This window comes from Marinobacter sp. (assembly GCF_048266785.1).
In the GTDB taxonomy this organism is placed as follows: Bacteria; Pseudomonadota; Gammaproteobacteria; order Pseudomonadales; family Oleiphilaceae; genus Marinobacter.
This window is the reverse complement of the sequence record NZ_JBLWYX010000005.1, coordinates 267,437-281,399: the sequence shown is the minus strand read 5'-3', so window position 1 is coordinate 281,399 and position 13,963 is coordinate 267,437. Positions and strand designations below refer to the sequence as shown.

At 55.4% G+C, this 13,963-nt stretch carries 14 protein-coding genes and 1 pseudogene; 7 read left to right on the top strand and 8 right to left on the bottom strand.

Features of this window, described 5'->3' with window-relative positions:
* The coding region (locus ACN0V1_RS10355; RefSeq protein WP_417544922.1) for a large ribosomal subunit protein bL28 at positions 1-168 on the top strand (168 nt) is incomplete at its 5' end.
* 11 nt (positions 169-179) lie between these two features.
* Positions 180-335 carry a 50S ribosomal protein L33 gene (gene rpmG / locus ACN0V1_RS10350; protein ID WP_071263342.1) on the top strand — a complete coding sequence of 52 codons (156 nt, stop codon included), beginning with the start codon at positions 180-182 and terminating at the stop codon, positions 333-335.
* Positions 336-400: 65 nt separating this feature from the next.
* Here the strand turns inward: rpmG and ACN0V1_RS10345 are convergent, their stop codons facing one another.
* The 3 genes from ACN0V1_RS10345 to ACN0V1_RS10335 form a co-directional block, all read right to left on the bottom strand.
* A complete protein-coding gene (locus ACN0V1_RS10345; RefSeq protein ID WP_417544915.1) occupies positions 401-1,249 on the bottom strand; it encodes an endonuclease/exonuclease/phosphatase family protein in 849 nt (282 codons plus the stop codon).
* Positions 1,250-1,302: 53 nt separating this feature from the next.
* Positions 1,303-1,941, bottom strand: coding sequence for a thiol:disulfide interchange protein DsbA/DsbL (locus tag ACN0V1_RS10340; RefSeq protein WP_417544914.1), 639 nt, complete (start codon positions 1,939-1,941; stop codon positions 1,303-1,305).
* A gap of 142 nt (positions 1,942-2,083) precedes the next feature.
* A complete protein-coding gene (locus ACN0V1_RS10335; RefSeq protein ID WP_417544913.1) occupies positions 2,084-2,692 on the bottom strand; it encodes a c-type cytochrome in 609 nt (202 codons plus the stop codon).
* Between the two features lie 173 nt (positions 2,693-2,865).
* Between ACN0V1_RS10335 and yihA the strand changes: the two genes are divergently transcribed.
* Positions 2,866-3,501, top strand: a complete 636-nt coding sequence (gene yihA, locus ACN0V1_RS10330; protein ID WP_417544912.1) for a ribosome biogenesis GTP-binding protein YihA/YsxC — start codon at positions 2,866-2,868, stop codon at positions 3,499-3,501.
* A 193-nt stretch (positions 3,502-3,694) separates the two neighbouring features.
* On the opposite strand, the gene ACN0V1_RS10325 is transcribed toward yihA, so the two are convergent.
* Positions 3,695-4,375, bottom strand: coding sequence for a TetR/AcrR family transcriptional regulator (locus ACN0V1_RS10325; RefSeq protein WP_417544911.1), 681 nt, complete (start codon positions 4,373-4,375; stop codon positions 3,695-3,697).
* A gap of 188 nt (positions 4,376-4,563) precedes the next feature.
* On the opposite strand from ACN0V1_RS10325, the gene ACN0V1_RS10320 reads away from it, so the two are divergent.
* From ACN0V1_RS10320 to coaD, 4 genes and pseudogenes are all read left to right on the top strand, one after another.
* Entirely contained in the window at positions 4,564-6,009 is a 1,446-nt protein-coding gene (locus ACN0V1_RS10320) for a coniferyl aldehyde dehydrogenase (protein WP_417544910.1), read from the top strand.
* Positions 6,010-6,111: 102 nt separating this feature from the next.
* On the top strand, positions 6,112-6,660 hold the full coding sequence (locus tag ACN0V1_RS10315; RefSeq protein WP_417544909.1) for a hypothetical protein: 549 nt from the start codon (positions 6,112-6,114) through the stop codon (positions 6,658-6,660).
* Between the two features lie 62 nt (positions 6,661-6,722).
* Positions 6,723-7,520, top strand: a pseudogene (locus tag ACN0V1_RS10310) (GMC family oxidoreductase N-terminal domain-containing protein); the annotation flags it as partial.
* A gap of 87 nt (positions 7,521-7,607) precedes the next feature.
* A complete protein-coding gene (gene coaD, locus ACN0V1_RS10305) occupies positions 7,608-8,090 on the top strand; it encodes a pantetheine-phosphate adenylyltransferase (protein WP_417544908.1) in 483 nt (160 codons plus the stop codon).
* 57 nt (positions 8,091-8,147) lie between these two features.
* On the opposite strand, the gene ACN0V1_RS10300 is transcribed toward coaD, so the two are convergent.
* From ACN0V1_RS10300 to ACN0V1_RS10285, 4 genes are all read right to left on the bottom strand, one after another.
* On the bottom strand, positions 8,148-9,434 hold the full coding sequence (locus ACN0V1_RS10300) for a DUF945 family protein (RefSeq protein WP_417544907.1): 1,287 nt from the start codon (positions 9,432-9,434) through the stop codon (positions 8,148-8,150).
* Between the two features lie 22 nt (positions 9,435-9,456).
* Positions 9,457-11,598, bottom strand: a complete 2,142-nt coding sequence (gene ppk1, locus ACN0V1_RS10295; RefSeq protein ID WP_417544906.1) for a polyphosphate kinase 1 — start codon at positions 11,596-11,598, stop codon at positions 9,457-9,459.
* Between the two features lie 66 nt (positions 11,599-11,664).
* Positions 11,665-12,681, bottom strand: a complete 1,017-nt coding sequence (gene hemB / locus ACN0V1_RS10290) for a porphobilinogen synthase (protein ID WP_417544905.1) — start codon at positions 12,679-12,681, stop codon at positions 11,665-11,667.
* Between the two features lie 183 nt (positions 12,682-12,864).
* A complete protein-coding gene (locus ACN0V1_RS10285; protein WP_417544904.1) occupies positions 12,865-13,896 on the bottom strand; it encodes a lipase secretion chaperone in 1,032 nt (343 codons plus the stop codon).
* Between the last annotated feature and the right edge of the window lie 67 nt (positions 13,897-13,963).

The window sequence follows — 13,963 nt, the reverse complement described above, 5'->3', positions numbered from 1 at the left end:
CACACCCGTCGTCGCTTTCTGCCTAACCTGCAAAGCAAGCGCTTTTGGGTTGAGTCTGAAAAGCGTTTCGTAAGGCTTCGCACGTCTACCAAAGGCATGCGCATCATCGATAAAAATGGTATTGACGCTGTACTGGCCGATCTTCGTGCCCGCGGCGAGAAAGTATAAGGAGCCGCATCATGCGCGAAAAAATCAAGCTGGTATCTTCAGCAGGCACGGGTCACTTCTACACGACCATGAAGAACAAGCGTAACACTCCGGAAAAAATCGAGATCAAAAAGTATGATCCGGTTGTCCGTAAGCACGTTGCGTACAAGGAAGCCAAGATCAAGTAATTGATCTGGCAGCCATAAAAAAACCCGATTCGCTGGTCGGGTTTTTTTATGGGCGAAAAAGAATATCACGGCGTTACAGGCACCGTAACGTCCAGCGCGATGGGCAGGTGATCCGACATCGGATAACTGACAACCCCGGAGCTATGTACCTGGAGGCTCGGACTAACCAGAATGTGGTCCAACGCTTTCTCCGGTCGCCAGCTGGGGAAGCTGTGAGCATCTGCAGGTAGCGGGATCAAATCGGTTTGCTTCAGCGGGGTGTTGGTCAGTAGCTGTTCCGCGTGCGCATTCATATCGCCCATCAACACCACATGGCGGTAATCGTTGATCAGATCACTAACAAAGCCAAGTTGGCGCTGCTGGGCGGACTTGCTCAATGACAGGTGCATCATCACCAGCACCAACGGGTCTTCCGGGTTGCCGTATTTGGCCACAATCACACCACGGCCGGGAATCAGCCCCGGCAAGCGGTGCTCTTTTACTTCCAGCGGCCTGAACCGACTCAGCAAACCGTTGCTGTGCTGGGCAAACTGCCCCAGATTGCGATTGAGCTGTTGATACCAATACGGAATTCCAGCGGCCTCGGCCAAATACTGCACCTGATTGACGTGCCCGCTGCGCAAACTGCCGCCATCACACTCTTGCAGCGCCACTACATCGTAGTTGCTGAGCAGGGTGGCAATCCGGTCCAGGTTTTCAAACCGGCTGCGATGGGGCAACACGTGCTGCCAGCTGCGGGTCAGATAATGCCGGTAAGCCGAAGTGCTGATGCCCACCTGAATGTTGAACGTCAGCAGACGGATGCGACCGACGGCTGAAAAATCCGGAACATGATCCAGGCCCGATGAGCTGCCACGGGCACCATCCGCCGCCTTCTGGCTTTCATTCCATTGACGTCGCAAACGCTTATACATGGCCACCCATATCCATCGGAATAATGCTCAGCCCACCCACGGCACGCCTGCGATTATTCGCCTGCGGTGTTGTGCTCCCGGGCAACCAGATAATCAACAACCTCCAGCACCCGCTCAAGGCTACCCGCCATGGAGGCGCTGACTGTGTACTTGCCATTTACAAGCATAGTCGGTGTACCGGTAATGCGCGCACCCCGAATTTTTGCCTGCGCCTGCTGCATGCGAGCATTCACACCAAAGCTGTTGTAGCTATCAAGAAACTCTTCGCGATCCACACCGTAGCCAGCAACAAAATCCGCCAGAGACTCGCCATCATTTAGCGGCCGGCGCTCGCCTGCCAGGGCATCAAACAGAGCATCGTGCAGTTTATCCAGAGCATTGATGGCCTCAAGCGCATAGAAGGCCCGGGCGTGCGGCTCCCAGGAGCGACCCAGAGCCGCGGGCAGTCTCACATAGTCTACGTAGTCCGGAGCTTTTGCTTCCCAGCTTTCAGCCAAGGGTTTGAAGTTATAGCAATGCGGGCATCCATACCAGAACACCTCCACCACCTCAACGCGTGAGCCGCTGTCTGTGCGTACCGGGGTGTCCAGTTTCTTGTAATGCGTACCTTCCTTCCAGTCGGCCGCGTTGGCCTGGCCGAATACAGCAAAGACTGACAACAGCAGGGCGACCGTTCTGAGCGCTCGAAACATGAAATATCTCCAGGTTTTTGGATGTCGTTATAAGTGAATTATGACCCGTCGAACCTGAAAAGTTCCATCGTTCATGGATTACAGGTTCGAAAGACAAAAAACCCCGCGCAAGGCGGGGTTTGTCAGGCACCGAACGACTGAATCAGTTCAGGCCGGAAATGTAACTGGCGACGGCTTCAATCTCTGCATCCGTCAGTCTGGACGCAACGTCCATCATGATGGCAGCGTTGGCGCCGTTCGCCCGGGTACCGTCACGGTAGGCATTCAGCTGTTTGGCCAGATACTCCGCATTCTGACCGCCAAGATGCGGATACCCGGCGGGTTCGTTACCCTTACCCTGCGGGTTATGACAGCCGGCACAGGCCGGAACGCCGGAAGCCATATTACCGCCACGGTATACAGCAGCTCCTTTTTCTACCAGTTCCGGATCCGCTTGGTTGACGCCTATATCCTGCTTTGCAAAATACGCCGCCAGATCTTCAAGATCCTGCTTGGATTTACCATCAAGCTGCCCAGTCATCTCCGGAATAGCTCGAGCATTTTCCTGAATGGCCACCAACTGGTTATACAAATACCTCTCACCCAGCCCGGATATTTTGGGATAGACGCCCATAATCGGCTTCGCTCCACCCTGGCCATGACACGCCTGACAGGCCGCTGCACTCTGCTTGCCCGCTTCAGGATCCCCTGCTCCGTGCGCCATGGCTGTAAGGCCAACGCCGAAAACAAACCCTGCGATCAGTTTCTTCATGCTCGCTCCGCTTCTCTCATCTCGAAAATATTCTTTGTTTGCAGCCGGCAGACGCTGACCAGCCAGGCTCAAGACCGGGACTGACAGCGGTTACGCCAAGCGTACCACCAGGAATTGGTGTAGCATTATACATTAATCCCTGATAACTGAAATCCAAAGGAAAGCCAACCGCTGTGGACTCTGATCTGACTCAAAAAAGCATCTCTTTTAACAGCGCCCGCTTCCTGGTCAGCGCGCCCCGACTGGAAGACTGCCCGCCCGACACCGGCGCTGAAGTCGCCTTTGCCGGGCGCTCGAACGCGGGAAAGTCCAGCGCCATGAACACAATTACCGCAAACGGAAAGCTGGCGCGCACCAGTAAAACTCCAGGGCGCACACGCCTGATTAACTTTTTCTCCCTGAACCGCGAGCATACCCGGTTGGTGGATTTGCCCGGATATGGCTACGCGAAAGTATCTCGGGACATGAAAGACGACTGGCAAAAACACCTTGGACACTACCTGAACGACCGCAGATGTCTGCGCGGCCTTGTTCTGGTTATGGATATCCGCCATCCACTTACCGATTTTGACCAAATGATGGTGGAATGGTGCGAGCATAACAAGCTGCCACTGATGATTTTGGCAACCAAAGCCGACAAACTTAAATTCGGGCAGGCAAAAACCAGCATGATGGACATCACCCGAAAGCTTGAGGCATTCACCTGTGTGGAACACCTGATCATGTTTTCGTCCACATCAAAACTCGGCGTTGATGAGTGCCGGGCAGCGCTGATTAATTGGCTGGAAGATGGAAAAGCGCGGGAATAACACAGAAAAAGCCGGCCTGTGAAAAACAGGCCGGTAGAACGTCAGGGTTTGCGACGTGTTAAAACCTGAAAACTCGCTCAGGAGGCGCCAGAAATGTCCGGATTTTCAGCACCTGTTGTTGTGACAGACTCGTTTGCCAAAGGTTCCAAAAAAGCCTGATCTGCACGTTTTCTGCTCGAAAAAAGTAGCACGCTCAGTTTACAGAGGTCTCTCGCTTCTCTTCCTGCTCCGGCATTGTTGGCCGGTACTGTTCCCGCAACGCCATAACCTGTTCACGGTAAGCTGGCGTAAGGTATGGAATCTCAAGCGTCAGCACCTGATATATGCCCTGCTTCAGTTCATGAAGGCTCAGGCTGGCGGAGGCTTTGGCCGCATGGGCTGTCTTCAGATATGCCATCCAGTTAGTGATCACAAGCCAGACGTTCAGCGACATGGCTCCCCGCAGCGATTCGGGCTGCGGCTCGATGATGCCTGAATCTGCCAGCTTCTCGAATATTCGGCTTATGGCGGCGAGGCACCGGTTGGTGAACTCCCGATAGTCACTGCGCAGGCGCGGGTCTCTGTCCAGCAGATATTCCAGATCCCTGTGGAAAAACCGGTAGCTCCAGAGCCCATCAAATACCGACTCCAGGTAGAACGTCATGTCGTCCAGCGTCATCGGACGGTCTTCCGGGATATCCAGATAAAAATCCACCAGCTTTTCGTATTCCTGGAATATCTCGTAAATGATGTCCGACTTGTTACGGAAGTGGTAATAGAGATTGCCCGGCGAAATCGCCAGATACGCGGCGATATGATTTGTTGTGACGTCCCGTTCGCCCAGCTCATTAAACAACTCCAGGCTGGACAGCAGTATCTTGTCTCTGGTTTTCATAAGCTCATCGGCATTCGTTGTTTTACAGCTCACAGATGGCCTGAATCGCCATTGGGCTCCACTTGACTCCCTAGAGTATATACTCTAATAATACTCTCAAGTGCAAATTGAGCGTTTTTCCGCCATCACACGCCTACACAAAACAACAGGCCGCCGCCGCAAAACGACGGCGCCGAAAGGAGGACATCATGGGTGCCAGCGTTGTTCAGCTCACTGAGAGCAAAGACCATATTCAACATACTCACCGGGTGTTCGAAGTTCAGAAAAAAGCGTTTCACGATAATCCCACACCGTCGCTGACCGAACGCCAGGAAAACCTCAAGCGCCTCAAGCAGGCCCTGCTGACCTATCAGGACCGCCTTCTTGATGCTATTGACCGGGATTTTTCATGCCGCTCAAGGGACGAGTCCCTGATTGCCGAAGTGATGCCGTCCATCCAGGGAATCAACTACACCCTGAAAAACCTTGAAGGCTGGATGAAACCTTCGCGCCGTCACGTATCCATATTGTTCCAGCCCGCCAGCAACAGGGTCTGCTACCAGCCGAAAGGTGTTGTGGGCATTATTGTGCCGTGGAACTACCCGCTATACCTCGCAGTCGGGCCTCTGATTGCCTCGCTTTCAGCAGGTAATCGCACGATGATCAAGATGTCCGAATTCACGCCTCACACCTCAGCGCTGTTCAAAGAGCTTATCGAGGCCACCTTCCCGGAAGATCTGGTGGCGGTTATCAATGGCGAAGCCGATGTTGCCGCCGATTTTTCCGCCCGTCCGTTCGATCACATGCTGTTTACCGGCTCCACGTCCGTCGGCAAGCTGGTGATGCGCGCCGCATCCGAAAATCTGACACCGGTTACTCTGGAGCTCGGTGGCAAATCACCTGCCATTGTTTCCCCGGATGTACCTTTGGACGATGCAGCTCAGCGTATCGCCTTCGGGAAGGCATTCAACGCCGGTCAGACCTGTGTAGCGCCAGACTACGTGCTCTGTCCTGCTGACCGCACGCAGGCGTTTGTTGACCAGTTCCGCACCCGGTTCTCGGAGATGTACCCATCGTTGCGCGACAACGACGACTACACAGCCATCATTAATGAGCGTCAGTACAAGCGCCTGCAAGGCTATCTGGAGGATGCAAGAGCCAAGGGTGCCGAGCTGATCGAGATGAACCCGGCGCAGGAAAACATGGGCGACGGCACCTACAAGATCCCGGTGACTCTGGTGCTGAAAACCACCCCGGACATGAAACTCATGCAGGAAGAGATTTTCGGGCCGATCCTCCCGGTCGTGAGCTATGGCAATCTCGATGAGGCAATTCAATACATTAATGATCGACCGCGCCCGCTGGCTCTTTACTTTTTCGGCTACGACCGCAGCCAGCAGCATCAGGTCATCGACAACACGCTCTCAGGGGGCACGTGCATTAACGATTCACTGATGCACGTTGCCCAGGACGACCTGCCTTTCGGTGGTGTAGGTGATTCCGGCATGGGCCACTACCATGGCAAGGAAGGCTTCCTGACCTTCTCGCACCAGCGCGCCATTTTTTCCAAACAGAAATTCAACAGTGGAAAGTTTGTTTATCCTCCTTATGGAACATCGTTCCACAAAATGGTTTACAAATTCTTTATCCGTTGAGCGGACGAATTATGACGGACGATCTCACTTCAATCGAAGGGCAGGATTCCGTGTCTCTGAACCGGCGCAGCTTTCTTTCTGCGCACCGGGCTGGGTGGTGCCTTGTTTCTGGGCACTGTCAGTGTAACTGCCGGCCTGAGTGGCTGTGCGACAGGGCCTGCCAGCCGGCTTGGCGCCGTTGCAACACGGATGGACGCTCGCTACCAGTTCCGTTTTCTGACAACGGAAGATGTAGACCTGTTTGAAGCCCTGCTCCCGGCCATCCTGGGCTCCGCGCTCCCGGAGCAACCCAACGCCCGGCGCATGATGATTGCCGGCACGGTCGAACGCATTGACGCCGGTATTCACAAATTCGGGCCAGCCAACCAGAAAGAACTCCGGCAACTGTTCGATCTGCTCAACTTCGGTCCTACCCGGGTGACGATCGCACGAGTCTGGCCATCCTGGCGCAACGCCTCCACAGCGCAGGCCGATGCGTTTCTGGAACGCTGGCGCTCGAGCCGCATCGGGTTATTCAATAACGGCTATATGGCGCTCACCAAAATCAGCAACGTGGCGTTTTACGGCTGCCAGGAGAACTGGCATCTTTCCGGTTATCCCGGGCCGCCTGAGTGGGCCGTACAAGCCCTTCCACAATTCCGCAACGCCTGACTTTCAGGCTGCGGCTTTAGCTTGCAGTATCTGGTCTAAATTAGGAAGCCACCAAAGACGGTTCCATTGCTATTCTGCAGGGCCGATGTGTGGGTGGTTCAACCACCGTCAACTGGACCAGCAGCTTCCGTACGCCAGACGCAACTCTCAACTACTGGGGCAAACGCTTTGGCCTCGATGCGCTGAGCCCGGAAGCCATGGCGCCCTGGTTCAGCGGCCGGGAAGTACGCCATTCCATATCGCCCTGGAAGATGGATCCGAACCTCAACAACGACATCTTGCGCCAGGGCTGCGAAAAGCTGGGCTACAGCTGGCAGATTATTCCGCGTAATGTGAAAGGTTGCTGGAACCTCGGGTACTGCGGCGTAGGTTGCCCAACCAACGCCAAACAAGGCGCGCTGATGACCACCATCCCCGGGGCCCTGGACCATAACGCCCGGTTGTTCCATGGCCTGCGCGCCGAACGACTGGTGATGAAGCAGGACCGTATCGATTCCTTGCAGGCCAGCGCCATGGCCAGCGATGGCATTACACCAACGGGCATTCAGATCACACTGAAAGCCAGGCATTTCGTGGTCGCCGCCAGCGCAATAGGATCACCTGGCCTGCTGTTACGTTCCGGGTTGCCCGACCCCTATGGGCGCGTTGGCAAGCGGTCATTCATTCACCCGGTGAGCGCCAGCGTTGCACAAGTGCCAAAGCTGGTAGATCCGTTTTATGGTGCGCCGCAATCTGTCTATTCTGACGAGTTCAACTTCAGTAAAGGCGTGGATGGAGACGTGGGCTACAAGCTGGAAGTGCCGCCCTTGCACCCGGCTTGCGCAACAACTGAAAGTATGACTCTCCTGGCGGGCAGCTAACAGTGCTCCAGCTCCGCGCCGCCAGTCGGCCTACAGAAACCCGTGGAATGCTGATACTCTGGATGCCTGTTAAAAAAGGAGCTGTGCATGCCTAAAGTCATTTACCCGGGCACCTTTGATCCCATCACTAACGGCCACACGGATCTTATTGAGCGTGCCGGGCGCATGTTTGATGAGGTTGTTGTTGCCGTCGCCTACAACTCGAAGAAAAAACCATTGTTTAACGTGGAAGAGCGCTGCGAACTGGTTCGACAGGCCACGACCCACATCCCGAATGTCACCGTTACCGGCTTCAGTTATCTGCTCGCTGATTTTGTCCGTGATCAGGGTGCGACCGTGATTATCCGGGGCCTGCGGGCGGTTTCCGATTTCGAGTATGAGTTCCAGCTTGCGGATATGAACCGCCGTCTGGCGCCGGAACTGGAAAGCGTGTTTCTGACGCCTTCCAATCACCTTTCCTATATTTCCTCAAGCCTGATTCGGGAAATTGCTTCGCTGGGGGGCGATGTTTCCGAGTTCGTTGACCCTGTTGTAGAAGCGGCGCTGAAAGAGAAATTCAGCGAGGCCTGAAGCAACAGCCGATAATGAAAAAGCCCCGACCGGAGCTTTTTCATTCTTGAAGCTGCGTCAGAATAAAGGCGGCAGCGGAAACTCCTGACCATTAACCTCTACAACCATATCGCTCAGCCTTGCAGTCAGCACCAGCCTGTCGCCTTCGGGCACCAGAAAACCCTGTTTGATCAAAGGCGCAAGCTGCATCCTCACGGCGGGGTAGCCTTCCGCCAGTACCGAAGGCACACTCAGATTCATTTCTCCGGTTAACTGCTGCATTACCATGAGCATTTCTGCTTTCTGATCTGCGGTCAGCTCGGGATGGCTGATCACCAGACTGCCCGTCACCTCGCCTTCAGGCGTATCCAGTGTCAGCTCAGGGAATCCAACCGAAAACCCGGCCGCCGATAAATCGCGCAGCGCCGTATTCACCTGACCCATCGCCGCCATCTGCCGCTCAAATGCGTCTTGGCTATCTGTATCGGGTGCCAAAGCCATACCTTGGAGCTCTGCCATACTGGTTGTCAGCGCACTCCAACTTGCAACATCAAGATGTTCCAGAGCGAATGCCACTTTATGCGGGCCATAGGCCTGGTCTTCATAGCGAACTTTTTCGGCCTCAATCGATAGTCGGGAATCCAGACGCTGACCGTCAGCATTTGCCTCGGTGCTGCTACGCGCCAGCAAACCCTCGATTGTTACCGGGGGTCCCTCAGCAGCCGTCAACGCAACGGAGGCCATCGACGCCTCCACGGTTCCCGTCCAGACATCACCTTGCAAGTGAGTCATGTTGTGCTCAACACGGAAGTCATTAACGCGAACGCTCATATCCGGGCCGGAGAAAGTCAGCTGTGGCCAAACAACCAAAGCCTCGGCCTGGGAACCGGTGTCACTGATTTCAATTCGGGCGATTCCGCCGCTGGTTCTGAACGATTCTCCGCTTTCAGAATTATTGATCGCGATGGCAGGAGCTTCCAGCTCAAGCACAGCGGTGCCCCAAAGGCGCGTTTCGAGAGTCAGCCTTGGGTGCTCCTGAAACCAGTCAGCACCTTCAGGCGCCCAGCCTTCAACAGGCTGAAAATCGATAAAGCTGCCGGTCACCCCGTGAGTCACTTTTGCACGATACGCAATCGGGCGAACCTCTCCGCTCTCAGGGTTCAGAATCGTTACAACACCGTCCAGCTCCGATCCGAAAAAACCACGGCGGTAATCGTCTGTTTGCAGTTGAACAAAAGGCTGCGCCTGGTTCAGTTCACGGGTAACCACTTGCCACTGCTGCTCGGTTATATAACCCACTGCCCAGGGGATTGCGCCGGCAACAACCAATACACCGACGCCGGCAATTATCCACTTTGTTTTCAAGAATTCTCTCCGTCTGAAAATGTCAGGATTTGCCGGTCAGGCGCTCCAGCAATACCAATTGTGAGGCCACACGCTCTTCGCCCTCGGCGGGCTGATTTTGAATGTAACTGCCATCCGGCTGCAACATCCACGACTGGCAGTTATCGGCAAGATAAGTATCCAGATCTTCGCGCACACGCGCAATCAGCTCCGGATCTTCAATTGGAAACGCCGTCTCAACCCGGCTCAGCAGGTTACGTTCCATGCAGTCTGCGCTTGAGCAGTAAACTTCGGGCTTGCCATCGTTGCCAAAATAATAAGCCCGGGTGTGCTCCAGAAAGCGCCCCACAATGGAACGCACACGAATGTTATCTGAAAGGCCTGGCACCTCGGGTCTCAGGCTGCAGATGCCGCGCACAATCAGGTCAACTTTCGCGCCAGCCTGCGAAGCCCGGTACAGAGCCTTGATGAGCTGTATTTCTGTTAACGCATTGATCTTGATAATGATGCGGCCCTTATCCCCCAGTTCGGCTTCGCGCTCAATAAGGCTGAGCAGTCTTTTGTGAAGCGTAAACGGCGCATGGAACAGCTTTTTGATCTTCAGCGCCTTGCCCATTCCGGTTAACTGCTGGAACAGCTTGTTAACGTCGTCGCCGATGGATTCGTCACAGGTCATGAAGCTGTAATCGGTATAAAGGCGCGCGTTGACCGCATGGTAGTTGCCGGTTCCCAAGTGAACATAGCGGCGCAGTCGGCCTTCCTCGCGGCGCACAATCAGGATCATTTTGGCGTGGGTTTTGTACCCCACCACGCCGTAAACCACGATCACACCAGCTTCCTGCAACCGGCTTGCCAGCTCCAGGTTTTCAGCCTCGCTGAATCGTGCCCGCAGCTCAACGACGACGGTTACCTCTTTGCCACGACGGGCCGCGTCTGCCAGAGCTTCAACAACCTCCGAATTGGCGCCGGTGCGGTAAAGGGTCTGTCGGATCGCCAGAACGTGTGGATCCTTCGCGGCCTGACGCAGCAAATCGACGACCGGGCTGAAGTTCTGAAAAGGATGATGCAACAGGATCGGCCGTTTGCGAATTGCGTCGAACAGGGTTTCTTTACTGCGGATCTGCTTGGGTATCGTGGGCGAGAAACTGGAATACGACAGATCAGAGCGGTCTACCAGTGTTTTAACCGCCATAAGCCGAGTCAGGTTGACCGGCCCGTTTACCTGGTAAAGATCCCTTTGCCCAAGGCCAAATTCCGTCAGCAGAAACTGCACCAGCTCCTGCGGGCAGTTGTCCGCAACTTCCAACCGCACACCGTCACCAAAACGGCGGCTGAGCAGCTCTCCGCGCAGTGCGGATGCCAGGTCTTCAAGATCGTCTTCCAGCTCCAGATCGGCGTTACGTGTTAGGCGGAACTGATAGCAACCCTTGACTTCCATGCCCGGAAACAGCTCATCGGTGTGGGCGTGAATCATCGAAGACAGAAAAACGAGATTCTCGCCGCCGCTGCAGACTTCATCCGGCAGGCGCACCAGCCGCGGCAGAGAACGCGGGGCCGGGACTATCGCCATGCCCGTCTCCCGGCCAAAGGCATCCTTGCCATCCAGTTCAACAATAAAGTTAAGGCTTTTGTTCACCAGGCGCGGAAACGGGTGTGACGGATCCAGCCCGATGGGACTCACCACAGGCAGAATCTCATCCTTGAAATAATTGCGCACCCACTCCGCCTGCTCCGGTGTCCACTCCTGGCGCCGCACGAAGTGAATGTTCTCTTTTTCCATCTCCGGGATCAGGACATGGTTCAGAATGTCATACTGCTCATCAATATACTCATGGGCAACACGGCTGATCTCACTCAGCGCCTGTTCCGGCATGATGCCGTCAGCACCCAGGGTCTCTCGGCCGTACTTGATCTGCTGGCGGAGGCCAGCCACCCGTATCTCAAAGAACTCATCCATGTTGCTGCTAAAAATACAACAGAAAATCAGCCGGTTAATCAACGGGTGGGTGGTATCAAGCGCCTGCTTCAGCACGCGGTAATTAAACTGAAGCTGGCTCAGCTCACGGTTGAAGTAGTTTTCACTGGCGTCCAGATTAATCACTTCACCTACCGGCGGGAGATCCATTGGCGCAGGTATACTCTGCTCCCCTTCCGCTGTCAGATTCCTGGCGATTTCCGTTGTCATGGCCTTTCCGTTCCTGTCTGGTTTACCGTCAGCCCTTCATCGGCTGCGGATTGTTCGCAAACGGCTTCAGCGCTGTTGATCACGCATCAGGCGAGCTGCCCGCACCGCAAAGTAGGTCAGAATGCCGTCGGCACCGGCACGGCGCATGGACATCAGGCTTTCTATCATAACCGTGTCACCATCAAGCCAGCCATTCTGCTCAGCAGCCATATGCATGGCGTACTCGCCACTGACCTGGTATACGAAAGTCGGCACCTGAAGCTCGGTTTTCACTCTATGCACAATATCCAGGTAAGGCATGCCGGGCTTGATCATCACCATATCCGCGCCTTCGGCGAGATCCATCATCACCTCATGAATCGCCTCGTTGCTGTTGGCCGGGTCCATCTGATAGGTGGCTTTGTTGCCTTTACCGAGATTTGCTGCGGAGCCAACTGCATCACGAAATGGCCCGTAATAGCCCGACGCGTACTTGGCAGAGTAAGCCAGGATACGGGTGTTCACGTGCCCCGCCGACTCCAGCGCTTCACGCATGGCCGCAACGCGACCATCCATCATATCGGAGGGTGCAACAACATCTGCTCCAGCATCAGCGTGGGATAGCGCCTGGTTTACCAGTGCCTCTACGGTAATATCGTTCAACACGTAGCCATCGTTGTCGATGATGCCATCCTGGCCGTGGGTAGTGAACGGATCCAGCGCTACATCGGTGATCACACCCAGCTCCGGATAGGCTTTTTTCAGCGCCCGGACGGCCCGTTGTGCCAACCCGTCAGAGTCCCAGGCTCCGGAGCCAGACAGGTTTTTCTTCTCAGCCGAAACCACGGGGAACAGCGCTACCGCGGGAATGCCCAACTGCACCAGTTCTTCAGCCTGCTCGACCAAAAGGTCAATACTCAAGCGATCTACGCCTGGCATCGATGGCACCTGCTCACGCTGATTTTCACCTTCCAGGACAAAAACCGGGAAGATCAGGTTGTCTGGCGTCAGCTGGCTTTCCCTCACAAGTCGGCGGGAAAAATCGCTGGCGCGGTTGCGACGCAGACGGGTAGCGGGGAAAACGCGGGGTGTTGAGAGCGACACAGAAAACCTCCTGAACGACACTGCAAAGAGTTGGATCGAAAATCACGGCGCACTGACAGCACCGTTTGCACCATCATACACCGCCGGGACCGCTGGTTGCAGGCTGCCTCTGGATACAGGAAAAGATCCGGAACAATAACATGGCACCAGGAGGCCGCAGCAGGGGCTTTCCCAATAGCCGTATTACTGAATGGAATCCAGCGCTTTGGCTCGAATACGCTCAGTTTCGCTGAAGTACCTCTCGTGAAGCCGGGCCAAGCTTTCTTCACGTTCAGGCTCCGCCAGACCGGATGCCTTCAGAGCGTCACGCTCCTTTGCATAAGATTGCCAACGCCGGCTCCAGTCCTTCTGCTCTGCATCCAGATCCTCCAGCCTTTGGGCGGCCTCATCACCAAACTCTTGCTGCCGCCATGCGCGCAAAGCTTCCGGATCATTAGCCAGGGTTTCACGCGCCTCTTCGTAGCGTGAGAACTTGCCGGTGTCCAGCCGGGCTTGCCTTACAGGTTCTGGTAAAGCCATTTCCGCTTCGGCAAGAGCGTCTTCACGCTGTTGTTCAGTCAGGCTCTCGTCCCTGCCAAGGTTCCGTTTCAGGAGCTGATAACGATCTATCGCCTCCTCATCAGCAAAGAAGGCCTCAGCAGTATCGGCATCCATCCAGGTTCTTCGCAGGGCCTGAATTTCGGCCATACGGCGTTGAATTTCATCGAGGCTTCCGGCTCGCGCTTCTCCATAAGCTGTCTCCAGATCTGCGAGCGCCAGTTTGTAATCCAGATACCGGCCCAGAGTGTCGAGTGCCTGGCCTCGTGCGGGCTCCTCCAGAACCGAGAGCGCAAGCCGGATTCGAACCACCAGTTGCGGCAGAGCTTCCTCTCCCAGCGCAGAAAGATAGTATTCAAACAGCTGCCGCAACTCGCCCGTAGGGACAAGATTGCCAAAACGGTCTGTTTTTGCCCAACCTGCCGGCTCTGACGTTCCCGCCAGAGACGCTGGCTGCTGGTCAGGCATCGTGAGTTCCGCCGACTCAACAACCATTTTTGAAGGCGATTGCTGACGCGCTGCCGAAAAGCCGGCCGCATCCGTTGTAGCATCAGCAGGGCGATCAGAGTTACGGGTGGAGGCAGGCTGATCCCGGCCACCATCGGCAAGCAGCCAGAGTGCAATGACAACTGCTATGATCACCGGTATGGCAAAGGAGAGTCTGGAAGTTGAATTCATGATTACAAGGCAGGTCCGGCGGATTGATGACGGCTTGGCTTCGCTCCCGAACGCTGGGAGAGAGACG

Coding starts and splice junctions, on each gene's coding strand:
- ppk1 (WP_417544906.1), bottom strand. CDS start 11,598: ATGACAACGGAAATCGCCAGGAATCTGACAGCGGAAGGGGAGCAGAGT.
- coaD (WP_417544908.1), top strand. CDS start 7,608: ATGCCTAAAGTCATTTACCCGGGCACCTTTGATCCCATCACTAACGGC.
- ACN0V1_RS10320 (WP_417544910.1), top strand. CDS start 4,564: ATGGGTGCCAGCGTTGTTCAGCTCACTGAGAGCAAAGACCATATTCAA.
- ACN0V1_RS10285 (WP_417544904.1), bottom strand. CDS start 13,896: ATGAATTCAACTTCCAGACTCTCCTTTGCCATACCGGTGATCATAGCA.
- ACN0V1_RS10325 (WP_417544911.1), bottom strand. CDS start 4,375: ATGAAAACCAGAGACAAGATACTGCTGTCCAGCCTGGAGTTGTTTAAT.
- rpmG (WP_071263342.1), top strand. CDS start 180: ATGCGCGAAAAAATCAAGCTGGTATCTTCAGCAGGCACGGGTCACTTC.
- ACN0V1_RS10335 (WP_417544913.1), bottom strand. CDS start 2,692: ATGAAGAAACTGATCGCAGGGTTTGTTTTCGGCGTTGGCCTTACAGCC.
- ACN0V1_RS10345 (WP_417544915.1), bottom strand. CDS start 1,249: ATGTATAAGCGTTTGCGACGTCAATGGAATGAAAGCCAGAAGGCGGCG.
- ACN0V1_RS10340 (WP_417544914.1), bottom strand. CDS start 1,941: ATGTTTCGAGCGCTCAGAACGGTCGCCCTGCTGTTGTCAGTCTTTGCT.